The following is a 26,956-nucleotide window of genomic DNA, read 5'->3' on the forward strand; positions in this document are numbered from 1 at the left end:
TGCTTTCTTGTCGAACGGAGATGGTCGTGAATCCCACTCCGGGGCGGTTGTCGGGCGATGCCGTGCCAACTCAGCCGGTGGAGGGCTCACGTTCGCGGCGCGCGCACGTGCGCGCACCAAAGATCTACAGTACCCGATCAGGAGCGCGAGCGCGAATGGGACACAATGGACGCATGACCTCAGCTCAGCCGCTCGTCGTGGCGTTCGACCTCGACGACACGCTCGCTCCCTCGAAGTCGCCCGTGGATCCGCGCGTCGCCCAGCAGCTCGTCGATCTCGCGCGCCGCGTCGAGGTGGCCATCATCTCGGGCGGCCAGATCGCCCAGTTCCGCGCGCAGGTCGTCGACCGCCTGCCCGACGCGGCCGACGCCCTCGCGCACATCCACCTGCTGCCGACGTGCGGCACGGCGTACTACCGCCACGACGGATCCGACTTCGCCCTGCTCTACTCGCGCGACCTCACCGGCGATGAGAAGGCGCGCGCGCTCGCGGCGGTCGAGGAGGAGGCGCAGCGCCTCGGCTACTGGGAGTCCGAGACGTGGGGCCCGATCCTCGAGGACCGCGGCTCGCAGATCACGTTCTCGGCGCTCGGCCAGGCGGCGCCCGTCGAGGCGAAGAAGGCATGGGATCCGACGAGCGAGAAGAAGTCGGCCCTGCGCGACGCCGTCGCGGCCCGCGTGCCCGACCTCGAGGTGCGCTCCGGCGGATCCACATCGGTCGACATCACCCGCAAGGGCATCGACAAGGCGTACGGCATGAACCAGCTCGCCGAGCAGACCGGGATCGCGCTCGACGACATGCTCTTCTACGGCGACCGCCTCGACCCGGACGGCAACGACCGCCCCGTTCTCGACATGGGCGTGCCCTGCATCGAGGTCACGGGCTGGGAGGACACGGCCGACAAGCTCGACTCGCTGCTCGCCGAGCTGGCCGTGCGGGTGTGACGCCCCGGTTCGGGGCACCGGACGACGCCGAGGATCCGACGATGTTCTCGACGTCTCCCGCCGACCCCGAGAGCGTTCCGACGCCGCGCGCATCGATCGCCGCCGCGCCGCCCGAGACGTCGATGGGCGCATTGCTCCGCAGCCGCGAGCTGTGGGCATCACGGCGCTTCCACCGCCTCGCACGGATCCTGATCCTCATCGCGACGGCGACGATGATCGCCGTCAACGTGGCCTTCGTGATCTCCGACGGCGCGCTGCCGCCGGTCGACATCGTCGCGTTCCTTCTCTACGCGAGCATCGGACTCTTCGCCTGGCGTCCGCACATCGCCTCTTTCGTCGTCCTCGCATTCACGGCGATCGGCCTCGTCGCCTACGGCAGCGCCGGGATGCTCCTCACCACCGCGCTGGCGTACGGGCTCGTCGCCGCGAGCTGCGCCGTCTGGGTCATGTCCGCATACGCCGCCGCGATCGCGGCTCTCACGGTCTACGCGGCCGTCGCCGACACGAACCTGACCGACGCGGGCCCCATCGGCATGGCCGGCGCCGCCGTCATCGCGTTCCTCGTCGGCTTCGCGTTCCGGGTCGCGACGACGCGCGAGCGCGCGCTCGAACGGGAGCGGATCCATGCGGTCGAAGGCCTGATGCGCATGGCCCACGACGAGCAGGAGCGCATCGCCGACGAGCTGCACGACGGCATCGCGCACGACCTCACCCTCATCCGATTCCATTCCCAGGCGCTCCCGCTCCACACGGAAGACGCCGACCGCGAGATCTCGCTCACGACGATCCAGGGCTCGTCCGAGCGCGCCCTCACCAGCATCCGTTCGCTGCTCGAGGTCATCCGCGGCGCGGACGGGCCGTTCACCGACCTCGAACCGCGCTACGGCGAACGCATCGAGCGCGTGATCCCCTCCCTCACCACGCTGCTCGGCAACACGGGGATCCGCGCCCGCTCGTCGGCGTCCGAACCCGAGGATCCGCTCGCCGAGCCTGTGAACCGCGCGCTGACGCAGGTCGCCATCGAGGCCGCCACGAACATCATCAAGCACGCGCCGCGCTCCGTCTCGGCGCAGATCGAGCTCACGCGCCGCGACAGCGAGGTCGAGCGCGCGATCCTCAACGTCGACCAGGGCGCCGCGCCGCGGCGACCGTCGGGCGGCCGCGGCATCGCCCGGTCGCGCACGCGCATCGAGCAGCTCGGCGGCCGCCTGCACGCCGGGTCCACCGTCAACGGCTGGGTCGTCACCGCGATCCTCCCCCTCGACACCCGGCACGCAGACGCCGCCCCGGCCGCGCTCGGCGCGAGCTGAGCGGACCGGGGCGGCGCCTGGAGGTGTCAGCTCACCCTGAGCACGTCGCGGTCGGCAGCGACCACGATCCGTTCGCGTAGACCGTGATGCCGAAGGCGTCGCCGTTGCCGTTCGGCGTCGCCGTCAGCGTGCCCGTACTGCCCTGCACATCGGCGTTCCATGCGTTCTGCACGCTCTGCACGCCCTGCAGCTGGATGTCGACCTGCCACGCCGACGAACCCTCGACCGCGAAGGTCACGTTGAACCGGTCGCCCCACTCGTCTGCGCGGGTCACCGAGACGGAGCATCCATCGACGGGCGGCGTGCCCTCGCTCGCGGAGTTGAGCTGGTCGAGCACATACGAGTACGCGAGCTTCTCGTTGCCCGAGCCGTCGAAGAGCAGCGGGGTGCCCTCGGCGCGCCACGAGTCGGAGTCGCGCACACCCCACACCGAGATGCCCTCGCAGCGCGTGACCGCCATGCAGGCCTGCGTCACACCGCGGAACTGCTCGGCCTGCGACTGCCCGGAGCCCTCGATGTCGAGCTCGGTGATCTGCACGTCGACGCCCAGATCGGCGAAGTTCTGCAGCGTCTCGTGATAGCTGCTCGGCACTGGGTTGCCCGAGTTGAAGTGCGCCTGGAAGCCGACGCAGTCGATCGGCACGCCGCGCGAGACGAAGTCGGCGACCATGTCGTACACGGCCCGCGTCTTCGCGTGCTCCCAGTTGTCGGTGTTGTAGTCGTTGTAGCAGAGCTTCGCGTTCGGATCCGCCTGGCGGGCGGCATAGAACGCGGCCTCGATCCAGTCGCCGCCGGTGCGCTGCAGGTTCGAGTTGCGCCGGGCGCCCGAGGTGCCGTCCTCGAACGCCTCGTTCACGACATCCCAGGAGTAGATCTGGCCGCGGTAGTGCGACGCGACCTGCGTGACATGATTGAGCATCGCCGCGCGCAGCTGCTGGCCCTCCATGTTCTGCATCCACTGGGGCTGCTGCGAGTGCCACGCGAGCGTGTGCCCGCGCACCTGCTTGCCGTTCGACAGCGCCCAGTCGACGATCTGGTCGCCCGCGGCGAAGTCGAACGTTCCCTGCTGCGGCTCGGTCGCGTCGAGCTTCATCTCGTTCTCGGCCGTGATCATGTCGAACTCGCGGTCCGCGATCGACGTGTACTGGCCGTCGGAGAGCCGGTAGCCCGCGATCGCCGTGCCGAAGTAGCGCCCGGATTCCGCAGCCGCGTCGTGCAGCGTCGATCCTGCTCCCTGCGCGGCGGGCGCGCCGAGCCCGAGCACTCCCGTGAGAGCGATGGCGGCGCCCGCGAGGATGCCGGTCAGGCGCCTCCCGCTCGTGCGCCGTGGTGGATTCAGTCGGGTCATCTTCGATCCTCTCTGATCCGGGCGGCCTCGTTCGGCGACGCCCGTCGTCAACCATTGACAGGCGTGAGCAAACCACAGCCCATCACACCGCGTCAATCGTTATCGATATCGTTTTCTGAACTGACCCGAATCCATCGATGGCCCTGGAACGGGCACCTCAGTGGCCGTGGCGGCGGTACTCGGCCTCGACGAGGATCGGCAGGTGGTCGCTGGAGCCCTGCGGCAGCGTCGAGATGTCGCCGATCGACAGCCCGCGGCTCGTGACGAAGTCGTAGTGCCCCTTGAAGAAGCGGTAGCGCGTGTAGGTGCGCGAGCTGCTCAGCGTCATGTCGTAGCCGTGCTCGCGGATCCGGTCGCCCAGGCGCTCCTTGAAGACGGGATAGTTGTAGTCGCCGACCATGAGCGTCGGCGTGCCGGGGCCGAGCTGCTCGAGCGCCTGCAGGGCCGCGCGGATCTGCGTGCGCCGCAGCGAGTTCAGCGCCGTCAGCGGGGCGGCATGGAACGAGGCCATCGTGATCTCGCGGCCCGCGTCGATGTCGAACAGCTGCACCCCGAGCAGCCGCTCGTGCGCGGGCTTGAGCACGACATCGTGCAGCGACTTCTTCAGCCCCATCGACACGGACTCCACGAAGCGATATCCGTTCTCGCGGTAGTACAGGGCGAGACCGAGCCGGTTCCGGTCGGTGGCGGCGGCGAGCCGCAGCCCGTCGATCCGCGCGGGCAGATGCTCGACATCCGCCTCCTGCAGGCAGACGACATCGGGCTCCCACCGCTCGACCCGCGCACCGAGCTCGGCGGCGGCGGCGTGCTTCCGCAGGTTGTACGACAGGACTCGCATAGTGCTCTCACGGTAGACCTGCGGCGTGGCCGCGCGGTAGCTCCCCGCTATGAACTTCCGATGACCTCGTTCGGATCGCGGCGGGCCCGCGTCTGCTCCGCGCGCGCGGCCAGCTGGTCGTCCGCCGGATAGCCGACCTCGGTGAGGGTGAGGCCGCGCGCCTCGCGCACCGCGAAGGCGCTCGTGCGGGTCAGCTCGTCGCGCAGCCGGACGACATCGGCGACGCCGAGGCGCCCCTCCCCCACGGCGACGCAGGCGCCGACGAGCGCCCGCACCATCGAGTGGCAGAAGGCGTCGGCCTTCACGTTCGCGACGAGCACGCCCTGCTCGTCGCGACGCCAGTCGAACTCGAGCAGCGTGCGGATCGTCGTCGCCTCCGGGCGCGGCTTGCAGTAGGCCGCGAAGTCGTGCAGGCCCACGAGGGATCGTGCGGCGGCGTCCATCGCCTCGCCGTCGAGCCGTGCCCGCACGTGCGTCGTGTCGTGGCGGCGCAGCGGGTCGTATCCGGCCGCGAGATCGGCGATGCGGTACGCGTAGCGCCGCCACGTCGCGGAGAACCGGGCGTCGAAGCCGGCGTGCGCCGTCGAGGTGCGCGTGACGGCGGCGTCGGCATACGGTCGCAGGACGCCCTGGATCCGGCGCGCGAGCGCGGCCACCGGATCTGCGGGGGTCTCCCGCCCCCGCCGCGCCTCGGTCGCCCGCGCCCACTGCGCCTCGTCGAGGTCGACGTGCGCGACCTGCCCCGTCGCGTGCACGCCCGCGTCGGTGCGGCCGGCGACGACGAGCCGCGCGTCGCTGCGGAGGATCCGCGCGAGCGCGTCCTCGATCGTGCCCTGCACGGTGCGGAGGCCGGGCTGCCTGGCCCAGCCGCTGAACCCGGAGCCGTCGTACGCGATGTCGAGGCGCACGCGCCGGGCCGCCCCACCATCCCGTTCATATGACCCGGCCCCACCACTCGGCGCGCCGGAGTCGTCGGTTCGGGTCATATCGACGGGAGGGGTCACGCCGCGAGCCGCGCGAGCGCGTCGATCACGGCGGCCGCCGAGCGCGATGCGGCGTCGTCGATATGCGTCTCGAACTCGCCCGCGTCCGGCGCGCACAGGTCGCTCACGGCCCGGCACACCGCGAAGCGCGCGGAGTGGTTGAACGCGACCTGCGCGATCGCGGCCGTCTCCATGTCGACCGTCAGCGCCTCGGGGAAGTCGGCGCGCAGCCGGTGCGCGAGGTCGGCCGTCACGAAGGCCTCGCCGGATCCCATCGCACCGCGGCGCGCGCCGCCCGCGCCCGCGAGCGCGGTCGCCAGCTGCGGATCCGTCGGGTACGTGGCGGGCATGCCGGGCACCTGACCGAGCGCGTAGCCGAACGCGGTCGCATCTGCGGCGACGTTCACGACGTCCGAGCCGACGACGATGTCGCCGACCGCGACGTCCGCGCCGAGGCCCCCCGCGGATCCCGCGCTGATGAGGATGACACCCTCGGGGCCGTAGCGGAGGATCGCGCCCGTCGCGGCGTCGGCGGCGTTGACCATGCCGATGCCGCTCGTGACGAGCACGATCGTCGCGCCCCCGAGCACGACGCCGCGATGGGTGGCGCGGCCGACCTCGATGGACTCGCTGACCTCGCGGGCGGCGTCGAGGAAGGGCTGGGCCTCCTCCTCCATCGCGACCTGGATGACGATCGCCGTCATGCTCACGCCTCCGTGGATCCGTCCGCGAACACCGTGAGCCACTCCTCGCGGCGGGCGAGGAAGACGAGCGCCGCCTGCTGCGCGCCCTCGAGCGTGTGGTTCGCGCCCCAGCCGCACTGCACCTCGTTCGCGGCGGGCACCTCGGTCGCGTCGGCCACGTCGGCCAGGGTCTCCCCGACGAGCTCCGCGACGTCCTCGACCGTGTGCTCGCCCTGCAGGATGAGGTAGAAGCCCGTCTGGCAGCCCATGGGCGAGAAGTCGATGACGCGGTCAGAGTGCTCGCGGCTCTTCTCGGCGAACAGGTGCTCGAGCGAGTGGATGACGGGCATCTCGAGGTGGTCGACGTTCGGCTGCGCGAAGCGCACGTCGTACTTGACGATCACGTCGCCGGCCGGCAGCTGCTTGCGGTCGGCCAGCCGCAGGTACGGCGCGGCTACGGCCCGGTGGTCGAGGTTGAAGGATTCGACGTTCATGCGCGGCGTATCGGTCACTCCCCCAGGCTACCGGCGACCACCCCGCGGATCAGTCGGCGTCGCGGACGCGGCGCACGAACTCGCGCATGCGGCGGGCCGTGCTGTCGATGCGGAAGTCGACGTTCGCGCGGAACTCGTTCGGCGCCAGCGGGTGCGCGATCCGCACATTCTGGTGGCACGACGCGTCGGCGCACATATACGTGCCGATGCTCTCCGCGCGCCGCCCCGCCTCGCCGCCCTTCCGCGCGCTCATCATCGTGACCTGGTTGCCGGGCTGCATCGTGCGGCAGATGTTGCAGATCCCGTTGTGGGCGCGCGCGGACGACAACGCAGCGCGCAGCACGATCCCCGTCGGGTCGCCGTCGAGCTCGACGATGGCATAGCAGCGCCCGCGATCGGACGGATCCCGCCAGGCGAGGAAGTCGAGATGGAACCAGTCGACGAGCATCAGATCGGCCGGCAGGTCGAGGACCTCGAGGTCTCGGTCGTCCGCGTTGACGAACGACGCACGGATGTCGGGTGCCGTGAGCTCCTGCATGGTCCCGTCAGTTTAGGGCCGCCCATCGTAGGCTGGAGTCATGGCCGACAGCAGCTTCGACATCGTCAGTGAGATCGACCGCCAGGAGGCGGACAACGCGCTCAACCAGGCGCGCAAGGAGATCAGCCAGCGCTACGACTTCCGCGGCACCGAAACGGATGTCGCCTGGTCGGGCGAGCAGATCCTCATCACCTCGAACACGGAGGACCGCGCGACCGCCGCGCTCGACGTCCTGCAGTCGAAGATGATCAAGCGCGGAATCTCGCTCAAGAGCCTCGACAGCGGCGAACCCTTCGAGAGCGGCAAGCAGTCGAAGATCGTCACCTCCCTCAAGGAGGGCATCGCCCAGGACGTCGCGAAGAAGATCGGCAAGATCATCCGCGACGAGGCGCCCAAGGGCGTCAAGAGCCAGATCCAGGGCGACGAGATCCGCGTCAGCTCGAAGAGCCGCGACGACCTGCAGGCCGTCATCGCGCTTCTCAAGGGCAAGGAAGACGAGCTCGACGTCGCGCTGCAGTTCCAGAACTACCGGTGACCGACCCCTCGCTCGAGCTCGCCCTACGGTGCGTCGATGCCGACGCGCTCGCGGGGCGGCTCGACGAGTGGGGCTGGTCGACCGTCGTCGACGAGAATGTCGGCGCACCCGTCATCGGCCGGGGCCTCTTCGACCGCCTGCATGACGCGGCGGGCGTCGCCGCGGAGTTCCCCATCGGCAACGCCGGCGTCGTGCACGTCTACGGCTACCTGTTCTCGCGGGTCGTCACGCCCTACGGGCTGAAGTCCGATCGCTGGACCGACGGGATCCTCGCGGCGGCGCTCGGCCTGCCTGCGAGCGCCTTCCGCCTCGGCGACAGCGCCGACGAGACTCCCCTGCAGCGCGCGACCGACGCGGCGCTGCCCCTCCTCCTGGCTCCCCCGGCCGACGCCGCCGTGGTCGAGCAGCACGTCGGCGACGCGATGACGCGCGCCGTGATCACGCGCCCCGCGACCGACGGATCCGGCGCCCTCGTCTCCGGAATCGATACGGGCCGCGGCTTCCGCCTCATCACCCTCTTCCCGGTCGTCGACGCGCGCGCCTTCGCGCGCGAGGCCGCGGCCGAGCCTCCGCGCCTGCGCTGGAACGCGGCGCTGCCGCCGCACGCCGTCTGAGGCGCGGGGCCTCCCGCGCGCCCATCCGCCGGAGAGTCGCCCGAACGACGGATCCGTACGCCCGTTCCGATCCGTCGAATCGGCGATTCTCCGGCGGTCGGGTCGCCGCGCGGCGCCCGCGCGACACCGGATGTTCACCCAATCGTGACCCATCCGTTCACGAATCACTCGTACTGTGAACGCATCGTCCACAACAGCGAGGAGAGCGCGTGAGCTCGACGATCATCTTCGACTTCGACGGCACCGTGTGCGTCGGCAGCGGCCCCGTCCTGGCATACGCGCGGGAGGTCGCGGCCCACGCGGGCGCCGGCTTCCTCGACGCGACAGGCCGCGAGCTGCGATCGTTCGAAGCCGGAGAACCCAGCCGCTACCGCGACGGCTACGACATCGTCGGATCCCTCGCCGACGCGGCGGGTGTGGATCCCGAGGCGCGGCAGGCCGCGTACCTGGCGAGCCGCGGATCCCTCCCCTCCTCGGGCGCCGAGCCGGCCCCGGGCCTCGCCGGCCTGCTGGGCCGCCTGCCGGAGGACGCCCGCATCGTCCTCGCGACGAACGCCCCGCGCGATGGTCTCGACGAGACCCTCGCCGCGTGGGGACTCTCGGCCGCCTTCGACGAGATCCGCGACAGCGTCGGCAAGCCCGACGGCCTCGCCCCGATCGTGCGCGAGGCTCTCGCGCGCGGCCCCGTTCTCTCGATCGGCGACATGGTCGAGAACGACCTCGCCCCCGCCGCCGCCCTCGGCGCAGCCACCGCCCTCGTCGGAGCCACTGCCGCCACGTCGCCCGCCGACGTGACGATGCGGGGCACGACTCTCGCCGACCTCGCCCACGCCATCGTCGCCTGGGCAGGCGCCTCCCACGACCTCCTCACCTCCCCGACCCTCCTCCCCGAAAGGTGACACCCCTCATGCGCAAGACCCTCCTCGCGGCCGGAACCGCCGCGACGCTCGCCCTCGGTCTCGCCGGCTGCGCCGGTGGATCCGACGCCGCCGACGGCGAACGGCCTGGCTCGATCACGCTCTCGCTCGTGCCGTCCGTAGAGGGCGAGGACCTCGCGGTCGCGCTCGGCCCGCTCACGGACTACCTCTCGGACGGACTCGGCATCGAGGTCGAAGGCGTCGTCGCGACGAACTACGCGGCCACGGTCGAGGCCCTCGGCGCCGACCAGGCGCAGGTCATCATCACCGATGCCGGATCGCTGTACCACGCGATCCAGCAGTACGACGCCGAGCTCGTGCTGCGCGATGTGCGCTTCGGCGCCACGTCGTACGCATCTGTCGCATACACGAACGCGCCCGAGAAGTACTGCGACGACGAGCCCGTGATGTCGACGTACGACGCGAGCGGGATCGAGCTGTCGTACTGCAACGGGATCGAGCCCGGCGGCGCATCCGCGAGCGGCCAGGGACCGGCCGGCGTCGAGAAGCTCGCCGAGGCCGACGGCGCGAAGGTCGCCCTGCAGGCCGCCACGAGCCCCGCCGGCTACCAGTACCCGGTCGTCGCCATGCGCGATCTGGGACTCGACACCGACGCCGACATCGAGCAGATCCCGGTCGAGGGCAACAACAACGCCGTGCTCGCCGTCGCGAACGGCGACGCCGAGGTCGGCTTCGCCTACTGGGACGCCCGCACGACCGTCGCGGAGGAGGTGCCCGGCATCGCCGAGAAGGCCGTCGCCTTCGCCTACACCGAGATGATCCCGAACGGCGGCGTCGCCGTGTCGAACGCGCTGCCGGACGACCTCGTCGCCGAGCTGACGACCCTGCTCGACGACTACGCCGACTCGTCGGACGAGGCCGCGAGCGTCATGTTCGACCTCGTCGGCCTCTCCGACTGGACGAGCGAGACCGCCGAGGACGAGATCACGCGCTACGGCGAGATCCTCGAGCAGTTCGCGGGCTGATCAGACCGATGTCGCACACCCCCCAGCAGGCGGGGGCCGGCCACGCGCCGGCCCCCGCCTCGTGGCCGATCCGCCTCGACCGCGTCTCCGTCACCTACCCGAACGGCACCGCCGCGCTGAACGACGTCTCGCTCTCGATCGGCGCGGGCGAGATCGTGTCGATCGTCGGCCTGTCCGGATCCGGCAAGTCGACGCTGATCCGCACCATCAACGGCCTCGTCCCCGCCACCTCCGGCACGGTCGAGGTCGGCCCGCACACGGTGTCGGGCCTCGGCGGCCGCGGCCTGCGCGCGCTGCGCGGCCACGTCGGCATGATCTTCCAGGGCTTCAACCTCGCCGAGCGCGTCGACGTCTACCGCAACACGCTCGTCGGGCGATTCGCCCGCGCGGGCGCGGTGCGGACGCTGCTCGGGATCGCGACGGCGGAGGACCGCGAGATCGCGCTGCGGGCGCTCGACGCCGTCGGCATGCTCGACAAGGTGTGGACGCGCGCGGGATCCCTGTCGGGCGGCCAGAAGCAGCGCGTCGCGATCGCGCGGGCGCTCTCGCAGGATCCGCGCGTCATGCTCGCGGACGAGCCCGTCGCGAGCCTGGATCCGCCGACGGCGCACGCCGTCATGGCCGAGCTCGCCCGCATCAGCTCGGAGCGCGACCTGACGGTTCTCGTCAACCTGCACCTCATGGACCTCGCCCGCGACTACACGACGCGGATGATCGGCCTGCGCGCCGGAGAGATCGTCTACGACGGCCCCGCGGCGAGCGCGACGGACGCCGACTTCGAGCAGATCTACGGGCGCCGGATCCGTCCGGACGATCGACTGGGGGCGACGTCGTGACCGCTCTCGTCGTCCCGCCGCGGCCCCGCACCTGGCCGCGGACCGTCCTGATCGTCACGGCCTTCGCGGCGTTCACGGCACTCACGTGCATTCCCGCGATCGGCGGTGTCGAGATCGATCTCGCCGCCATCGCCCGAAATTGGCGCAACGGGGCCGACAAGATGCTGCAGCTGCTGCAGCCCGACCTCGCGTTCCTGCCGCGCACCTTCGGGCCGATGCTCGAGACGCTGCAGATGGCGCTCGTCGGCGCCGCGGCCGCCGCGCTCGTCTCCGTGCCCCTCACGCTCTGGGCCGCTCGCCCTACGAACCCGAACGGTCTCACGCGACGGATCGTGCGCGCGGCGATCAACGTGATCCGCTCCGTCCCCGACCTCGTGTACGCGACGATCCTCGTCGCGCTCGTCGGCGTCGGCGCGCTGCCCGGGCTGATCACCCTGTTCCTCTTCGACCTCGGCATCGTCGTCAAGCTCGTCTCGGAGGCGATCGACTCGAGCGAGCACCCGTACCTCGAGGCGGGCCGCGCGGCCGGCGCCACGCAGGGACGCCTGAACCGCGCGCTGGCCCTGCCGCAGAACCTCCCGCTGTTCGCGAACCAGTGGCTGTACGCGCTCGAGCTCAACGTGCGCATCTCGGCGATCCTCGGCATCGTCGGCGCGGGCGGCATCGGACGGCTGCTCGACGAGCGCTTCGGGTTCTACGCCTATGACGATGTGTCGGTCATCATCCTCGAGATCCTCATCGTCGTGATCCTCATCGAGGTCTGCTCGAACCTGCTGCGGAGGAGGCTGACATGACGACGCACCCGCTCGAGCTCCGCCTGCCCGCCCCGCCGTCGCGCACGAACGCGACCGTCACCTCGCTCGCGGTCGGCGCCCTCATCCTCACCGCGACCGCGACCCTCGACGTCGACTGGGCGAAGCTGTTCGGCCTGCCCTCCGCGACGTGGGAGTACGGCGCGCTCATGTTCGCGGATCCGAACTGGTCGAACCTGCCCCGCGCCCTGTTCGAGACGTGGCGGTCGATCTCGATGGCGTGGCTCGGTGCGCTGCTCTGCGTCGCGGCGTCGATCCCGCTCGGCATGCTCGCCGCGCACGGCGTCGGCCCCGCCTGGCTGCGGTACGCGCTGCGCGGCGCGTTCGCCGTGATCCGCGCCGTGCCCGAGGTGATCATCGCGCTCATCCTCCTGACGGTGACCGGGCTCACGCCGTTCACGGGCGCCCTCGCGCTCGGAATCGCGGGCATCGGCACGCAGGGCAAGTGGGTGTACGAGACGATCGAGTCGCTGCGCGCCGACACGACCGAGGCGGTGCGGGCCGCCGGCGGAGGGCGCCTCGCCGTGCTGCGGTGGGCGCTGTGGCCGGCCGCGCTCCCCTCCCTGATGTCGTTCGCCCTGTACCGATTCGAGATCAACATCCGCATGTCGGCCGTGCTCGGCCTCGTGGGCGCGGGCGGGATCGGCAGCATGCTGTCGAACTACACGAACTATCGTGAGTGGGAGACCGTCGGCATGCTGCTCATCGTCGTCATCGCGGCGACGATGCTCATCGATGCCGTCTCGGGCGCGCTGCGCCGCCGCATCATGGAAGGGGCGAGGTCCCGTGGCCTGGACAGGATCCGCTGACGCACCCCCGACGGCGCGGATCCACGCGCTCGCGCCGTCGATGCACGCCGGCGAGCGCCGCGTCGCCGAGGCGATCGCGGCCGACCTCTCGGCGACAGTCGAGTCGACGGCGCAGGTGTTCGCGGACACTGTCGGGGTCGGGCGGGCGACCGTGGTCCGCGCGGCTCAGACGCTCGGCTTCGACGGCTACCCGCAGCTGCGCGTCGCCGCGGCGCGCGAGCTCGCGCGGGAGGCGCCCGCCGAGGTCGGAGACGGATCCCTGCTGGGGACGCTGCGCGCCTCGGTCGATCGCTTCGCGGCCCGGATCGGGCACGCAGTGTCGGCCCTCACGGAGGAATCGCTGCGATCGGCGGTGTCCGCGCTCGATGGCGCCTCCCGGGTGCTCATCGTCGCGAACGGGCTCAGCTCGCCGATCGGGCTCGACCTCGTCCTGCGGCTCACGGCCGCGGGCCGCCCCGCGGAGCTGCTCCACGACGCGCTCGCCCAGCGCATCGCCGCGCGGCAGATGACCGCGGCCGATGTGTGCCTCGTGATCTCCGGATCCGGCGCGAACGCCGCCTCCCTCGCCGCCCTCCGCGCGGCGCAGGAGGCCGGCGCGCGCACGCTCGCGATCACGTCGTTCGCCGGATCCGCTGTGGCGGAGGCGGCCGACGTCGCCCTCATCGTCCCGACGGTCGACGGATCCTTCCGCGACGAGCTCGTGCACACCTCGCGCGCGGGCCTCGCGCTCGTCGTCGAGTCGATCGTCGACGCGCTCATCGCGCACCGCGGATCCCGCGGGCGCGATGCACGCGAGGCCGTGCTGCGCGAACTCGGATCCGCCCTGCGGGAGTGAGACGCGCCGGATATAGCACGTTCGACGCGAGAGATAAAGGGTTGCGCTGACCGCTCAGGTCGGTATCGTCCGCCGCGATGTCACTGCACAGCGAGCGGACCCCCGACGCGACCGCGGTCGCGCGGACGACGGTGCGCGCCCCTCGGATGGAAGACGGGGCCGGGATGTGGCGGGTCGCACGCGACTCCGGCACGCTCGACCTCAACTCGTCGTACGCCTACGCGCTGTTCGCGCGCGACTTCTCCGCTACGAGCCGCGTGGCCGTCGCGGGCGGGGAGGTCGTCGGCTTCGTGCTCGGCTATCGCCGGCCGGACGATCTGTCGCGCCTGTTCATCTGGCAGGTCGCGGTGGACGCCGCCCAGCGCGGGCGAGGCGTCTCGGGCCGGATGCTCGACGACCTCGTCGGCGCGCTGCGCGCGGCGGATCCGTCCGTCGGCTGGCTCGAGACGACCATCACGGACGACAACCTCGCGTCGCGGGGCCTGTTCCGGTCGTTCGCGGCGAGGTGGCGAGCGACGGAGCGGATCGATCCGCTCTTCGACGCCGCGCACTTCCCCGACGCGCACGACGCCGAGCCGCTGCACCTCATCGGCCCGCTCGACACCGCCGCGACATGACCCAGCCTGGGGCCGACGGTCCCAGCCGCGGGATGCGAGAGCGTCGCGCGTCGCCGCCCCGAGGGGGCACCCCGGAGGAGATCACGATGTCCATCACCGACGATCCGTCCATCACCGCCATCACCAGCCACGAATCCGGCGTCCGCAGCTACTCTCGATCCTGGCCGGTCGTCTTCGACCGTGCCCTCGGCGCGACGCTGTTCGACACCGACGAGCGTCCCTATCTCGACTTCTTCGCGGGCGCGGGCGCCCTCAACTACGGGCACAACGACCCGGTGCTCAAGAATGCGCTCGTCGACTACATCTCGGGCGACCGGATCATCCACTCGCTCGACATGTTCACCGAGGCGCGCCGCGACTTCCTCGAGACCTTCGGCGAGAGGATCCTCGAACCGCGCGACCTCGACTACCGCGTCGTGTTCCCCGGCCCGGGCGGCGCGAACGCCGTCGAGGCCGCGCTCAAGCTCGCCCGCAAGATCACGGGGCGTGAGTCGGTCGTGAACTTCACGAACGCGTTCCACGGCATGACGCTCGGCGCGCTGAGCGTCACGGGCAACTCGCTCAAGCGCGGCGGCGCGGGCGTGCCGCTCGTGCACGCGACGCCCATGCCGTTCGACGACTACTTCGACCGCGACTACCCCGACTTCCTCTACTTCGAGAAGCTGCTCACCGACACCGGCAGCGGACTCAACAAGCCGGCCGCCGTCATCGTCGAGACCGTGCAGGGCGAGGGCGGCGTCAACACCGCGCGCGCCGAGTGGCTCCGCGGGCTCGAGCAGCTGTGCCGCGCACACGACATCCTGCTCATCCTCGACGATGTGCAGATGGGGTGCGGCCGCACGGGCGGGTTCTTCAGCTTCGAGGAGGCCGGGATCGTGCCCGACTTCGTCTGCCTGTCGAAGTCGATCTCCGGCATCGGCCTGCCGATGGCGCTCACGCTCGTGCGCCCCGAGCTCGACGTCTGGGAGCCCGGCGAGCACAACGGGACCTTCCGCGGCGTCACGCCGGCGTTCATCACGGCCGCGGAGGCGATCCGGCGGTTCTGGAGCGACGACGTGCTGGAGACCTCGACACGCGACAAGGGCGCCTACGTCGAGAGCCGCCTCAACGCGATCACCGCCGCCCATCCCGGCGCCGGGCTCGTCGCGAAGGGGCGCGGCCTCGCGCGCGGACTGCAGTTCGACAGCGGCGAGCAGGCGGGACGCGTCGCCGCGAAGGCGTTCGAGCGCGGACTCCTCGTCGAGACCTCCGGCCCCGAGGACGAGGTGCTCAAGCTCCTGCCGCCCCTGACCATCACCGACGACGAGCTGAATCGCGGCATCGCGATCATCGAGGACGCGACGGCCGAGGCCCTCGCCGACTGACCACGAGGAAGGAGAGAACATGATCGTTCGCACCCTGGACGAGATCGACGGCGGCGACACCGACATCCGGTCGGAGAACTGGCGCAGCAAGCGCATCGTGCTCGCGAAGGAGGGGGTCGGGTTCTCCCTCCACGAGACGACCCTGTACGCCGGCACCGAGAGCAGCTTCTGGTACGCGAACCACATCGAGGCGGTGTTCATCACGCACGGCGACGGCGAGATCGAGGATCTCGCGACCGGCGAGGTGCATCCGCTGAAGCCGGGCACGATGTACCTGCTGAACGACCACGACAAGCACACCGTGCGCGTGCGGGAGGAGATCCGCTGCGTCTGCGTGTTCAACCCGCCGATCACCGGCCGCGAGGTGCACGACGAGAACGGCGTCTACCCCCTCGTGACCGAGGGGACGGCGCCCGCCTGACCGCGGGACGCGCCCCGAGGAGCAACGGTCAGCCTTCTCGGGGCGCGCACCCGCTAGAGTGGTCTGCGAACGCACTGCGCGTTCGTCGTCGCGGTCTGCTCGAGCGTCACGCTCGCACCGCTCCCCGTGGCGAATCGGATTCGGCACCCGCCGCGTTCGCCCCTCACCGGCTCCGCCCCTCAGCGCGCCCGGTCCATCACCGAGAGACACTCCATGACCGCTGCCCCTGCGCAGACTCCCTCCTTCGCCGACCTCGGCGTCCCCTCCGACCTCGTCGACGCGCTCATCGCGGCCGACCGCCCCACCCCCTTCCCGATCCAGACCGCCACGCTGCCGTCGACCCTCGCGGGCCGCGACGTGCTCGGCCGCGGAAAGACCGGATCCGGCAAGACCCTCGCCTTCGCGATCCCGCTCGTCGCCCGCCTCGCGGCCGGCGGCAACGCGCGCCGCCCCGGTCAGCCGACGGGCCTCGTGCTCGCGCCGACCCGCGAGCTCGCGACGCAGATCGCGAACGTCATCACCCCGCTCGCCCGCGCGGCCGGCCTCACCGTGACGACCGTCTTCGGCGGCGTCTCGCAACGCCCGCAGGAACAGGCGTTCCGCGCCGGCGTCGACATCGTCGTCGCCTGCCCCGGCCGCCTCGAGGACCTCATCGGGCAGAAGATCGTGCGGCTCGACCGCGTGCTCATCACGGTGCTCGACGAGGCCGACCACATGGCCGATCTCGGCTTCCTGCCCGGCGTCACGCGGATCCTCTCGCTGACCCCGCAGGGCGGCCAGCGCATGCTGTTCTCGGCGACGCTGGACAACGGAGTGGACAAGCTGGCGAAGCGCTTCCTGTCCTCGCCCGTCGAGCACTCGATCGACTCGGCCGAATCACCCGTGCCCGACATGACGCACCACGTCTTCGAGGCCGCGACGCCCGACGACAAGAAGGACCTCGTGCACGCGCTCGCGTCGGGCAGCGGCAAGCGGATCCTCTTCTCCCGCACGAAGCACCAGGCCAAGCGCCTCGCGCGCCAGCTGACCGCGTCGGGCATCCCCGCGGTCGACCTGCAGGGCAACCTCTCGCAGAACGCCCGCGACCGCAACCTCGCGGCGCTCACCGAAGGCAGCGTGAAGGTGCTCGTCGCGACCGACGTCGCCGCACGCGGTGTGCACGTCGACGGCATCGACCTCGTCGTGCACATGGATCCGCCCGCCGACCACAAGGCGTACCTGCACCGCTCGGGCCGCACCGCCCGCGCGGGCGCCTCGGGCGATGTCGTCACGCTCATGACGCCCGACCAGCGCTCCGATGTGAAGCAGCTGCTGCGCCGCGCCGGCATCCAGGCGCGTCCCCAGCTCGTGACGCCCGCGAGCGCCGAGGTCGTGGCCCTCATCGGCGAGCGCGCCGAGCACGTCGCGCCGCGCCCGGGCGGCCCCGGATCCGGCAACGAACCCGCCCCCGGTTCGACGGGCGGCGGCACGTCGCAGGGCGCGAACGCCCGCCGCAAGCGCGCCGCGCGCGGCCAGGGCGGCGGTCAGGGCCGTGGCGGACAGGGCCAGGGTCGCGGCGGACAGCCGCGCGGCCAGGGCGGCGGCCAACGCCGCGGCGGTCAGAGCCAGCGCCGCAGCGCCTCGCGCTGACCCCCGCACATGGGTTGCCAGAGAATGCTGGTGCGAGCACCGCTCCTCTGACGATCTCTGGCGACTCTGTGGGTGTTCCCGCACGCAGAAGAACCCCCGGCCTCGAGAGGCCGGGGGTTCCTGCGTCAGGCGATCACTCGCCGCGGGAGATGCGGATCATCTCGTCGCGCGGGACGACCTTGATGCGCTCGCGGCCCTCGGGCTCGCCGAGCGCGACCTCGTGCTCGTCGAGGCGGTGCCAGCCCTCGAGGTCGGTCCACTTCACGCCGCGCGAGGTGAGCAGGGCGGGGATCGCCTCCTCCGACGGGTCGGCCGGCTGCCACCAGGATCCCTGGTCGTTGACGAGGTGCGTGACGGTCTCCATCGCGTCGGACTTCGTGTGACCGATGAGGCCGACGGGGCCGCGCTTGATCCAGCCTGTGGCGTACACGCCGGGGAGGATGTCGTTCGAGTCCTCCGCGAGGACCTGACCCTCGTGGTTCGGGATCACGCCGTGACGGTCGTCGAACGGGACGTCCTTGAGCGGGGATCCGAAGTAGCCGATCGCGCGATACAGCTGGCCGAGGGGCTGCTCGCGCAGCTCCCCCGTGCCCACGACGCCGCCGGCGCCGTCGGACGTCGTGCGCTCGTATACGAGGGCGGCGACCCTGCCCTCGTCGTCGGTCTTCACCTCGACGGGCTTCGCCCAGAAGTGCAGGTGGAGGCGGCGCGACGCGGATCCGCCCGCGCCGTTCGCGCTCGGCAGCTCGCGCCACTTCTGCAGCACGCGGTCGATGACCTTGACCTGCTTGTTCGTCGCGATGGCCTCCTTCGAGGCCTCGTCGTAGTCGAAGTCCTCGTCGTAGACGACCATGTCGACGTCGTTCAGCTCGCCCAGCTCGCGCAGCTCGAGCGGCGTGAACTTCACCTGCGCGGGGCCGCGGCGGCCGAAGACGTGCACGTCGGTGACGGGCGACTCCTTCAGGATCTCGTACACGTTGGCGGGGATCTCGGTCGACAGCAGGTCGTCCGCGTGCTTCGCGAGCACGCGGGCCGCGTCGAGCGCCACGTTCCCGTTGCCGATCATGCCGACATGCTGGGCCGTGATCGGCCACGTGCGCGGCACGTCGGGGTGGCCGTCGTACCAGCTGACGAAGTCGGCCGCGCCGTACGACTCCTTCGCGTCGATGCCAGGGATGTTCAGGTCGGCGTCGCGGATGGCGCCTGTCGAGAAGATCACCGCATTGTAGTGCTGCTTCAGGTCGTCGAGCGTGATGTCCTCGCCGAACTTCACGTTCCCGAAGATCCGGATGTCGCCGCGGTCGAGCACGCCGCGCAGCGCGCTCACGACGCCCTTGATGCGCGGGTGGTCGGGGGCGACGCCGTAGCGCACGAGGCCGTAGGGCGCGGGGAGGTGCTCGAAGAGGTCGATCGAGACCTCGAAGCTGCGCTCGGTCCGAAGCAGGATGTCGGCGGCGTAGATCCCGGCGGGGCCGGCGCCGACGATGGCAAGGCGGAGCTTTGTCATGTGGTGCGGATCTTTCTCTTGATTTTCGGCGAAGAGCGTCAGCTGGTGCGATCGGCGAGCTGCCGGGCGAAGCGCGTGAGCGCCTCGCGCACGACGCCGCGCGGCAGGACCGACAGGGCGTCGACCGCCTCGTTCGTCCAGGAGAGCGCGAGTTCGTGGGTGCGGGTCGTCGCGGCGTGGTCGCGGAGCTCGGCGAGCGGGCCGTCGAGGATCGCGGGATCCTCGCCGCGGCGGATGCGCTCGACGCCGTCGTCGATGCGCCGCGTGAGATCCGCATCGGCCGGGTCGTCGCTCGCCTGCAGCAGCAGATACGGCATCGTCACGACGCCGGCCCGCAGGTCGGTGCCCGGGACCTTGCCCGTGTCCTCCGGCCGCGACGACAGGTCGATGACGTCGTCGGCGAGCTGGAACGCCACGCCCACCTTCTCGCCGTACTCGCGCAGCGCGTCGCGGTAGTCGTCCTTCGCGTTCGCGAAGTAGGCGCCCGCCTGCGCGGCCGCGGCGATGAGGGATCCGGTCTTGTCGGCGAGCACTCGGATGTAGAACGCGATCGGGTCGTCGCCCTCCGCAGGACCGACGGTCTCGTGCAGCTGCCCCATCACGAGGCGCTCGAACGTCTCGGTCTGCAGGTCGACGGCCTCGGCGCCGCGGCGACCCATGACGCGGCTCGCCCGCGCCAGCAGCAGGTCGCCCGTGAGGATCGCCGTCGAGTTGTCCCACACGCGGTGCGCCGAGGGCACGCCGCGACGACGGTCCGCGCCGTCCATGACGTCGTCGTGATACAGCGAGCCGAGGTGCATCAGCTCGAGCGCCACCGCCACATCGCGCACGGCGGGATTGAAGCCCTCGCCGAGCTGCGCCGTGAGCATCACGAGCATGGGGCGCACGCGCTTGCCGCCGGCCTCGTAGAGGTAGCGGCTCGTGGCGTCGGCGAGTCGGTCGGCCGAGCCGAGCTCGTCGGCGATCGCCTGCTCGACCTGTTCGAGGCCCTCTTCGAGGGTGGCGGCGAGCCTCTGCGCGGCGCGGCCGACGAACATGCGGTCGCTGAGACCGAATCGGCTCGCCAGTCGCGAGCCCGAGGGCACGGGGCTCGAAGTCACCCGTCCACCCTACCCGCGCGCCGAGCGGCTGTTACGCCGTGCGACGGCGTGCGCGGTGCAGGGCGACGATGCCGAACGACAGGTTGTGGTAGGCGACGTCGCTCCACCCGGCCTCGCCGATCCACGCCGCAAGCGCCCGCTGATCGGGCCACGCGCGGATCGACTCGTTGAGGTAGTCGTACGCATCGCCGTTCGAGCCGACGATGCGCGCCACGCGCGGCAGCACGCGGTCGTTGTAGAAGCGGTACAGGCGCCGGAACAGCGCGTTCGGCGGCGTCGAGAACTCGTTGATGACGATGCGTCCGCCCGGCCGCGTCACGCGCGCCAGCTCGGCGAGCGCCTTCTTCGGGTCGTTCACGTTGCGCAGGCCGTACGACATCGTCACGGCGTCGAACTCGCCGTCGTCGAACGGCAGGGCCGTCGCGTCTGCCTCGACGAAGCTGAGTCCCCGCACATCGCCGTAGCGGCGCCGCCCCTCGGCGAGCATGCCGGGCGAGAAGTCGGCCGCGACGACCTGCGCGCCGCTGCGCGCCAGCGATGCCGATGAGCGGCACGTCCCGGCCGCGAGGTCGAGGATCCGCTCCCCCGGCTGCGGGGCGACGGCGCGCGTCGTGGCGCGGCGCCAGACGGCGTCGAGCCCGAACGTCATCGCGATGTTCGTCAGGTCGTACCGCTTCGCAACCTGGTCGAACATGCCGCTGACGGTCCGCGGATCCTTGCTGAGGTCGGCGCGCTGGGAGGTCACCCGTCGAGTCTACGTGGGCCGCATGAAGCGGTCCGCGCGAGACGATCGCGTTGCGGTCCCAGATGCACAACGACGCCGATTCTGTCGACCACCGGCCCGACACGCCGCGATCCGGCCTTGTCTGCACAGAATCGGCGTCGTCGTGCAGTCCGCCCACCCGCTAAGCGAGGGCATCGACGATGGGGCGGAACTTCACCCGGGTCTCGAGCAGCTCGGCCTCGGGGACGGATCCCGCGACGATGCCACCGCCCGCGTGCGCCGTCACGGCGCGCGCCGCCTCGAGATCGAACTGCCAGTCGGATCCGTCGCCCGCCTCGGCCTCGGGAACCGGCGCGAACTGCGCGCAGCGCAGCGCGATCGCCCACTCGCCGTCGCCGTCGCCGTCGATCCAGCCGACGGGGCCCGCGTAGCGGCCGCGATCGAACGGCTCGATGCGGCGGATCGCCTCGATCGCCAGTTCGGTCGGCGTGCCCGCGACGGCTGCCGTCGGATGCAGGGCGCGCACCAGGTCGAGTGCCGACGCACCGTCGGTGAGCGCGCCGCGCACATCGGTCGCGAGGTGCCAGAGGTTCGGCAGCTCGAGCGTGAAGGGATCGCCCGCAGCCTCGAGGTCGCTCGTGTGCGGGCGCAGCGCATCGAGCACGCTGTCGACCGCGAAACGGTGCTCGGCCCGATCCTTCGCGCTCGCGGACAGCTCGAACGGCACCGCGTCGTCCTCGCTCGCGCTCGCGCCGCGCGGCAGCGTGCCCGCGAGCACGCGCGCAGACACCTCCCCGCCCCGCACCGTGACGAGCGTCTCGGGGCTCGCGCCGACGATCCCGTCGACCGCGAAGGTCCACGTGTCGAGGTACTCGCTCGCGAGGGAGCGCACGAGGCGGCGCAGATCGGCGTGCGCGGGGATCGTGCCCGCGAGGTCGCGGGCGATGACGACCTTGCTGAGCTCGCCCGACTCGATCGCGGCGAGCGCCGCACGCACGGCCACGTCGTGGCCCGCGGGATCCATCGCGCCCGGCCCGAGCGTCGCCGACCACGACCCGCCGAGGGGCGCCTCCCCCACGACGGGCAGGTCGCCCTGCACATCGGCGACGCGGATCCGGGTCATCCACGCGCGATCGCCGCGGCGCCCGATGATCGTCGTCGGCACGATGAGGGTGCTCGGCATCGCGGAGGTGTCGTCGAAGGCGAACGCTCCGAAGCCGACGAGCCCCGTGCCGGGCAGGCGCACCTCGTCGTCGACGTCGGTCGCCTGCGAGATCGCGCGCCAGAGGTCGGCGATCGCGGCGATCCGGCCGTCCTCCGCGACGTCGATGTGCAGCAGCTCGGGGCCCGCCGCGACGAGGCCGTCGCCCCGGCGCATCCAGACGAGCGGGCTCCGCGCATCGGCGCACAGCAGCGCGTCGACGGGGTCGATCTCCCGCGTCGTGGCCACGAGACGCGGAAGCGAGAGCGGTTCGGTCACGCTCCCGATCCTATTGAGCAGCCCGTGCGTTCCGCCTGAGAGCCGGGCGACGGAATATGGTCGAGGGATGAGCACCCCGATCCGCCCCGGAACCAGAATGCACATCAACTGGCGCAAATGGGACGGCGGGCCGCACTGGGTGCATGAGGTCGTCTACCTCGGTCGCGACGAGTGGGGCGCCTGGTTCGGCCAGCGGCCGGGATGGCGCAGCCACCGCCCCGGCCGCGACACGCTCCTGCGGACGCCGTGCGTGATGCTGCTGCCGGATCCCGAGCCCGGCAGCGATCATGGGGCCGAGTGGATCCTCACGGTCAACGCGCCCCCGCAGCGCACCCGGGTGTACATCGACCTCGCGTGGGACGCACGCTGGGACGCCGACGAGCCGCGCGCGATCGACATGGATCTCGACGTCGTGCGCCGCACGGACGACCGCGGGATCTACGTCGACGACGAGGACGAATGGGAGGAGCACCGCGTCGAGTACGGGTATCCCCTGCACGTCGTCAATCGCCTGGAGCTCGTGACGGCCGACCTCACGCAGAAGGTGACCGACCGCGTCGCTCCCTTCAACGAGGCGACGACGCACCCCTGGTTCGACGTGCTCGCGGCCCTCGACCTGTGACATCCCCCACACTGCCTCCACCAACACAACGCAGTCGATCCGCCGCGCGCACGGCGCTCCGCGGCCGGAAATGGCCGAACGGCTTCGAATCGACTGCGTCGTGTTGGGTGGACCGGATCAGCCGCCGCAGCTGATGCCGTCGTAGGCCGCCGTGACGGTGGCGTCGCCCGCCGTGACGGTCACCTCCCCCGCCTCGGCGTCCTGCGCGCGGACGGGGAACGTCCGCGACGCGCTGTCGCCGGGCTCCAGCTCGCCCATCGACTTCTCGCCATACTCCGTCGCCACATGCATCCGAAGCGGCTCGTCCGAGACGTTCTCGGCGCGGACCGCGACGAACGCGCGACCCCCGACGCATCGCGTCTCGGCCGAGACGGCGGTGGGATCCGCGGCGACCGCTGCGCTCAGCGGCGACACCGCGATGCGGTCGACGATGGGCGCCCACTTCGAGCGGAGCGGGAACTCGGTCCACACATCGGACGCATAGGTCTCGCCGTCGAAGTTCGGCGCCTCCTCGCTCGTCAGCGTGATCGTGTTCTCACCTGCGTCCAGGTCGAGCGCGATCGTCTTCTCCCAGAACGAGTTCTGGTGGAAGGAGTGCGGAAACAGCACCGGCTGCGCCGTCCCGCCGTTGACGGACACGTCCGCGCGGCGCGCGATCGGATCCGGGTTGTAGTGCGATGCGGGCGACTGCTCGGGGTTCGAGTAGCGCACGACGACCGCGTGGGTTCCGGCCTGCTCGGCCGTCACACGGAACGTCAGCGCGCTGTCGTTCCCCGGCTCGCCGCCGACGCCCTCGACCGCGCGGCCGCCGTCGGCGAGCGCGAGCTCGGCGACGGTCGCCCCGCCCGCGAGCTCTGCGTCCTCCGCCTGGTGGACGGATGCCGCCAGCGCCCCGGTGCCGGCGCCGACCGTGATCCGGTCGACGAGCGCGCCGCCGGATCCGCCCGTCACGACGACCTTGTTGACGCCGCCCGAGAGGTGCGCGGCGACCGCGTTCTGCGACGCGAGGTCGGCGACCGCGTGCCCGTTCACCGACACGGATCCTGTGGCGTCGCCGATCACGTCGATGCCGAGCGTCTTCTCGCCGTCGACGTCGCCGTAGACCCAGAAGGTCGCCGATTCGCCCTCGGCGAGCTGCACGGCACCGGCGCCGGAGACGTCGCCGTCCAGGTCGTCGTACACCGCGCGGCCGCCCGAGAGCGACGCGTGCTCGGCCTCGTACACCGCTGTGCCCGCGGCAGGGTTCGGCAGCGCGAGCGCGATGCGATCGACGATCGCGTCGCCGACGGTCGCGCCGGATCCGTCGAGGCTCTGCGCCGCGAGCGAGATCGTGTGCGTGCCGGCGGTCAGCGCGACCGTCGTGTCGGCGTGATCCCACACGACCCACTTGTACGCGAGCGGTAGGAACAGCTCCTGCTCGGCGCCGCCGTCGACCCGCACGAACACGTTCGTGGGGCCCTGCTCAGCGACGGCGTCGAAGGTGTTCGCCGAGTTCGCGAAGACCGACAGGTCGTAGACGCCGTCCTCGGGAACCGTCACCTCGAAGTCGAGCACGAGATCGGATCCCGTGCGCAGCCCGCCGACGTCATAGCCGCCCGAGGTGTAGAACTTCCCCACGTCGGCCGGCGATCCCTCGGGGCCGTTCTTCGAGTAGCCGGAACCGGTGTAGCTCGCGTCCTCGGCCTCGTAGCTGCCCGTCCACAGCGTCGGGTTCACCGACGTCGCCTCGCCGGTGCCCGCCGGCGTCACGACGATCTCGTACGCCGACGACTCGTCGAGAAGCGGCAGCGCCTCGCCGTCGAAGGACACCGACACGGATCCGTCCGAGACCTCGGCCGTCGTCTCGGACAGCACGCGCGGCTGCGCGGAGTCGCCCAGCTGGCCCGTCCAGGGGATCTCGCGCACCGTCACGCGCACGGCGTCGCCGAACACGTCGGCGGGCACGTTCCGCAGCGTGATCGGGGCCGCTCCGATCGCGCCGCCCAGGATCGTGCGGGAGAGAGCCCGCTCCTCGTCGAGGGTCGACACGCCCTGCAGCGTGTAGTTCTCGCCGGGGAACGGCGGCGCGACCTCGACCGTGTGGCCCGACATCTGCGCATAGGCGTTGTACAGCCACCACTGCCCGTTGCCGCGGTTCGACTGCACCGCCGAGTCGGAGAGGTTGCCGTCGATGTTCCAGTAGGCGATGTCGGCGTCGACCTTCGAGTCCTCGATCGCCGAGATCCACTGGATCATCTGGCCGGGGACGGAGGTGTGGTAATTGAACGCGTACTCGTTGATGTTGATCGGCAGCTGCGTGCCCTCGTAGTCGCTGCCGGCGAACGCCGCGGCCTCCCATTCGCGGTACGTCGCGACCGAGTCGCGGATCGCCTGCGGGTGCGACAGCTCGTGCCACGTCATGACGTCGGGCACCGTGTCGGCCTCGACGACGTGGTCGAGGTACCCGCGCACCTGGTCATACAGGATGCTCGTGTTGGGGCCCGCGATGCGGGCATCGGGCATCTTGTCGCGGATCAGCGCGTAGACGCGATCCCATGCGGCGAAGTAGTCGGTCGGGTCGTCGAGCCAGCTCGTGCGGTCGTAGCTCCACTCGCCCGTGCCGAACATGTTGCCCTCGGGCTCGTTGAACGGCACGAAGACGACGTTGTCCTGGTACTCGGCGGGCATCTCGAGGACCTGATCCACCTGCGCGGCGATCTTGTCCGCGTAGATGTCCATCTTCTCCTCCGGCGTCTCGCCCTCCCAGTTGTAGGGGAAGCCGCGGTGGATGTCGGTCATGTAGATGTACACGTCGCCGTCGGTCGCATCCGCAAGCGGGCGCACGACCTCGAGCGCGTCGGCGCCGGGGTGCTGAGGGCCGTCCTGCGCCTTCGTCGACACGGTGCGCACGCCCATGCCCTCGAGCAGTTCGTCGCTGGGAAGCCCCTCGCCGTACACGCCGTAGAGGGTGCCGGACGCGCCGCCGTGGAAGGCGCCGGTGTCGGTCCCGAGGTCGACGGCGAGGCCGCCGTCGTGCACCGTCACGGTCGCCGTCACAGGAGCGCCCGCGGCCGCGCCCGAGACCGTGAACTCGCCCGCCTCGGCGTACTGCGATGGATCGATGTCGTCCCACGTCGCCGGCACATCGCGATCGTATCCGTCCGAGTACGACGCGCGCACGGCCGTCGGCAGCTCCGGCGCGGCCTGCGCGATGGTGCGGACCTCGAACGCGTCCTGCGCGAGCGCCTCGAACGTCGGCACCTCGCCGACGAGCCCAGCGACCTGCTCGGCGGTGAGTGCGTCATGGAAGACGCGGAAGTCGTCGACGGCGCCCGCGAGGAGCGGATCCGGATAGAACGACCTCCCGATGTACCCCGCGGAGCCCGCGTCGTCGGCGAGCAGGTCCGCGGCGGCGAGCGGCGTCTCCGCGGTCGAGATCGCGACGCCGTCGAGGTAGGTGGTCAGGCTGCCGGCGCTCGCGTCGAGCGCCACCGTGATCGTCGCCCATTCGCCGGCCCGCAGCGGGCCGTATCCCGTGGCGGTCGCCTCCCCGGATCCGCCCGAGATCGTCAGCGCGGTGCGCAGATCACCGTCGCCGTTCGACGGCGTCGCGAACAGGTACCGCGTCGAGTCGGTTCCGAGGTCGAAGATCCGCTGCCACGCGCCGCCGGTCCCGTCCCAGCGCACGCGCGCCGAGACGGTCAGGTCGGTGGCTCCCTCGAGGGCGCCGCGCGGGATCGTCACGTATCCCCCGCCGTCTCCGCCGGGAAGCCGCAGCGCGGATCCGCCGTCGCCCGTGTCGACGATCTCCGCCGCGCCCGTGAGGGCGCCGTCGAGGCCGTTGCCGGAGGCGTCGGCGAGGACGCCGCCGTCGATCTGGTCCATCGTGTAGTGGAGCAGGGGTGCGGGTGCGTCCTCGGCCGCGGCGGGGACCGCGACGGCCCCCATCCCCGCGCCGAGCGAGAGCGCGATCGGGAGGGCGACGGCCGCCCGCCGCGATCGGCGCCTCGAAGGTGCATTGCTCATCATTG

26 protein-coding genes are annotated in these 26,956 nt (G+C 71.3%); 15 read left to right on the plus strand and 11 right to left on the minus strand.

From position 1 onward, the window contains the following. Positions 1-173: 173 nt before the first annotated feature. Together GB932_RS10500 and GB932_RS10505 are read left to right on the plus strand one after the other, a co-directional pair. Positions 174-944: an HAD-IIB family hydrolase gene (locus GB932_RS10500; RefSeq protein WP_156760635.1), complete on the plus strand. Its 771-nt coding sequence runs from the start codon at positions 174-176 to the stop codon at positions 942-944. A 41-nt stretch (positions 945-985) separates the two neighbouring features. Then, on the plus strand, positions 986-2,254 hold the full coding sequence (locus GB932_RS10505; protein ID WP_156760636.1) for a sensor histidine kinase: 1,269 nt from the start codon (positions 986-988) through the stop codon (positions 2,252-2,254). Between the two features lie 31 nt (positions 2,255-2,285). Here GB932_RS10505 and GB932_RS10510 read toward each other — a convergent pair whose 3' ends face one another. The 6 genes from GB932_RS10510 to GB932_RS10535 form a co-directional block, all read right to left on the minus strand. Then, positions 2,286-3,602, minus strand: a complete 1,317-nt coding sequence (locus GB932_RS10510) for a glycoside hydrolase family 10 protein (protein ID WP_156760637.1) — start codon at positions 3,600-3,602, stop codon at positions 2,286-2,288. 157 nt (positions 3,603-3,759) lie between these two features. Continuing rightward, positions 3,760-4,440, minus strand: a complete 681-nt coding sequence (locus tag GB932_RS10515) for an endonuclease/exonuclease/phosphatase family protein (RefSeq protein ID WP_156760638.1) — start codon at positions 4,438-4,440, stop codon at positions 3,760-3,762. Positions 4,441-4,487: 47 nt separating this feature from the next. After that, complete coding sequence (gene truA / locus GB932_RS10520; protein WP_231916116.1) at positions 4,488-5,444, minus strand: tRNA pseudouridine(38-40) synthase TruA; 957 nt, start codon at positions 5,442-5,444, stop codon at positions 4,488-4,490. Then, a complete protein-coding gene (gene mtnN, locus GB932_RS10525) occupies positions 5,441-6,127 on the minus strand; it encodes a 5'-methylthioadenosine/S-adenosylhomocysteine nucleosidase (RefSeq protein WP_156760639.1) in 687 nt (228 codons plus the stop codon). The genes truA and mtnN overlap by 4 nt, the downstream gene beginning before the upstream one ends. A gap of 2 nt (positions 6,128-6,129) precedes the next feature. Further along, the gene (locus GB932_RS10530) at positions 6,130-6,600 is read right to left on the minus strand and encodes an S-ribosylhomocysteine lyase (protein WP_156760730.1); all 471 of its coding nucleotides are present in this window, start codon (positions 6,598-6,600) and stop codon (positions 6,130-6,132) included. Positions 6,601-6,649: 49 nt separating this feature from the next. Then, positions 6,650-7,138, minus strand: a complete 489-nt coding sequence (locus GB932_RS10535) for an FBP domain-containing protein (protein WP_156760640.1) — start codon at positions 7,136-7,138, stop codon at positions 6,650-6,652. Positions 7,139-7,178: 40 nt separating this feature from the next. Here GB932_RS10535 and GB932_RS10540 point away from each other — a divergent pair, with 40 nt between their 5' ends. The 12 genes from GB932_RS10540 (at position 7,179) to GB932_RS10595 (ending at position 17,513) form a co-directional block, all read left to right on the plus strand. Beyond that, positions 7,179-7,673 (plus strand): YajQ family cyclic di-GMP-binding protein, encoded by a 495-nt coding sequence (locus GB932_RS10540; RefSeq protein WP_156760641.1) that lies wholly within the window; start codon positions 7,179-7,181, stop codon positions 7,671-7,673. After that, positions 7,670-8,287 (plus strand): amino acid deaminase, encoded by a 618-nt coding sequence (locus GB932_RS10545; RefSeq protein WP_156760642.1) that lies wholly within the window; start codon positions 7,670-7,672, stop codon positions 8,285-8,287. The genes GB932_RS10540 and GB932_RS10545 overlap by 4 nt, the downstream gene beginning before the upstream one ends. Before the next feature lie 209 nt (positions 8,288-8,496). Next, positions 8,497-9,186, plus strand: coding sequence for an HAD family hydrolase (locus GB932_RS10550; RefSeq protein ID WP_197517425.1), 690 nt, complete (start codon positions 8,497-8,499; stop codon positions 9,184-9,186). Positions 9,187-9,194: 8 nt separating this feature from the next. Continuing rightward, positions 9,195-10,190 (plus strand): phosphate/phosphite/phosphonate ABC transporter substrate-binding protein, encoded by a 996-nt coding sequence (locus tag GB932_RS10555; RefSeq protein WP_156760643.1) that lies wholly within the window; start codon positions 9,195-9,197, stop codon positions 10,188-10,190. An 8-nt stretch (positions 10,191-10,198) separates the two neighbouring features. Continuing rightward, on the plus strand, positions 10,199-11,026 hold the full coding sequence (gene phnC / locus GB932_RS10560; protein WP_156760644.1) for a phosphonate ABC transporter ATP-binding protein: 828 nt from the start codon (positions 10,199-10,201) through the stop codon (positions 11,024-11,026). Continuing rightward, a complete protein-coding gene (phnE, locus tag GB932_RS10565) occupies positions 11,023-11,820 on the plus strand; it encodes a phosphonate ABC transporter, permease protein PhnE (RefSeq protein ID WP_156760645.1) in 798 nt (265 codons plus the stop codon). Before phnC ends, phnE (GB932_RS10565) begins: the two co-directional genes overlap by 4 nt. After that, positions 11,817-12,647, plus strand: coding sequence for a phosphonate ABC transporter, permease protein PhnE (gene phnE / locus GB932_RS10570; RefSeq protein WP_156760646.1), 831 nt, complete (start codon positions 11,817-11,819; stop codon positions 12,645-12,647). The genes phnE (GB932_RS10565) and phnE (GB932_RS10570) overlap by 4 nt, the downstream gene beginning before the upstream one ends. Next, on the plus strand, positions 12,625-13,482 hold the full coding sequence (locus GB932_RS10575) for a MurR/RpiR family transcriptional regulator (RefSeq protein ID WP_197517426.1): 858 nt from the start codon (positions 12,625-12,627) through the stop codon (positions 13,480-13,482). The genes phnE (GB932_RS10570) and GB932_RS10575 overlap by 23 nt, the downstream gene beginning before the upstream one ends. 77 nt (positions 13,483-13,559) lie before the next feature. After that, positions 13,560-14,099 carry a diaminobutyrate acetyltransferase gene (gene ectA / locus GB932_RS10580; RefSeq protein WP_156760648.1) on the plus strand — a complete coding sequence of 180 codons (540 nt, stop codon included), beginning with the start codon at positions 13,560-13,562 and terminating at the stop codon, positions 14,097-14,099. A gap of 86 nt (positions 14,100-14,185) precedes the next feature. Beyond that, a complete protein-coding gene (ectB, locus tag GB932_RS10585) occupies positions 14,186-15,463 on the plus strand; it encodes a diaminobutyrate--2-oxoglutarate transaminase (RefSeq protein WP_156760649.1) in 1,278 nt (425 codons plus the stop codon). A gap of 19 nt (positions 15,464-15,482) precedes the next feature. Beyond that, positions 15,483-15,884, plus strand: coding sequence for an ectoine synthase (locus GB932_RS10590; protein WP_156760650.1), 402 nt, complete (start codon positions 15,483-15,485; stop codon positions 15,882-15,884). 213 nt (positions 15,885-16,097) lie between these two features. Then, positions 16,098-17,513: a DEAD/DEAH box helicase gene (locus tag GB932_RS10595; protein ID WP_156760651.1), complete on the plus strand. Its 1,416-nt coding sequence runs from the start codon at positions 16,098-16,100 to the stop codon at positions 17,511-17,513. A 133-nt stretch (positions 17,514-17,646) separates the two neighbouring features. On the opposite strand, the gene GB932_RS10600 is transcribed toward GB932_RS10595, so the two are convergent. From GB932_RS10600 to GB932_RS10615, 4 genes are all read right to left on the minus strand, one after another. After that, entirely contained in the window at positions 17,647-19,020 is a 1,374-nt protein-coding gene (locus GB932_RS10600; protein WP_156760652.1) for an FAD-dependent oxidoreductase, read from the minus strand. Between the two features lie 38 nt (positions 19,021-19,058). Further along, the gene (locus tag GB932_RS10605; protein WP_231916117.1) at positions 19,059-20,120 is read right to left on the minus strand and encodes a polyprenyl synthetase family protein; all 1,062 of its coding nucleotides are present in this window, start codon (positions 20,118-20,120) and stop codon (positions 19,059-19,061) included. A 31-nt stretch (positions 20,121-20,151) separates the two neighbouring features. Further along, on the minus strand, positions 20,152-20,814 hold the full coding sequence (locus GB932_RS10610; protein ID WP_231916131.1) for a class I SAM-dependent methyltransferase: 663 nt from the start codon (positions 20,812-20,814) through the stop codon (positions 20,152-20,154). Positions 20,815-21,025: 211 nt separating this feature from the next. Further along, positions 21,026-22,324, minus strand: a complete 1,299-nt coding sequence (locus tag GB932_RS10615) for an isochorismate synthase (protein WP_231916118.1) — start codon at positions 22,322-22,324, stop codon at positions 21,026-21,028. 67 nt (positions 22,325-22,391) lie between these two features. Between GB932_RS10615 and GB932_RS10620 the strand changes: the two genes are divergently transcribed. Beyond that, positions 22,392-22,946, plus strand: a complete 555-nt coding sequence (locus tag GB932_RS10620; RefSeq protein ID WP_156760655.1) for a DUF402 domain-containing protein — start codon at positions 22,392-22,394, stop codon at positions 22,944-22,946. A 117-nt stretch (positions 22,947-23,063) separates the two neighbouring features. Here GB932_RS10620 and GB932_RS10625 read toward each other — a convergent pair whose 3' ends face one another. After that, positions 23,064-26,951, minus strand: coding sequence for a LamG-like jellyroll fold domain-containing protein (locus GB932_RS10625; protein ID WP_156760656.1), 3,888 nt, complete (start codon positions 26,949-26,951; stop codon positions 23,064-23,066). Positions 26,952-26,956 lie beyond the last annotated feature (5 nt).

Origin of the sequence: Microbacterium karelineae (genome assembly GCF_009745985.1) — a bacterium.
Lineage (GTDB): Bacteria > Actinomycetota > Actinomycetes > Actinomycetales > Microbacteriaceae > Microbacterium > Microbacterium karelineae.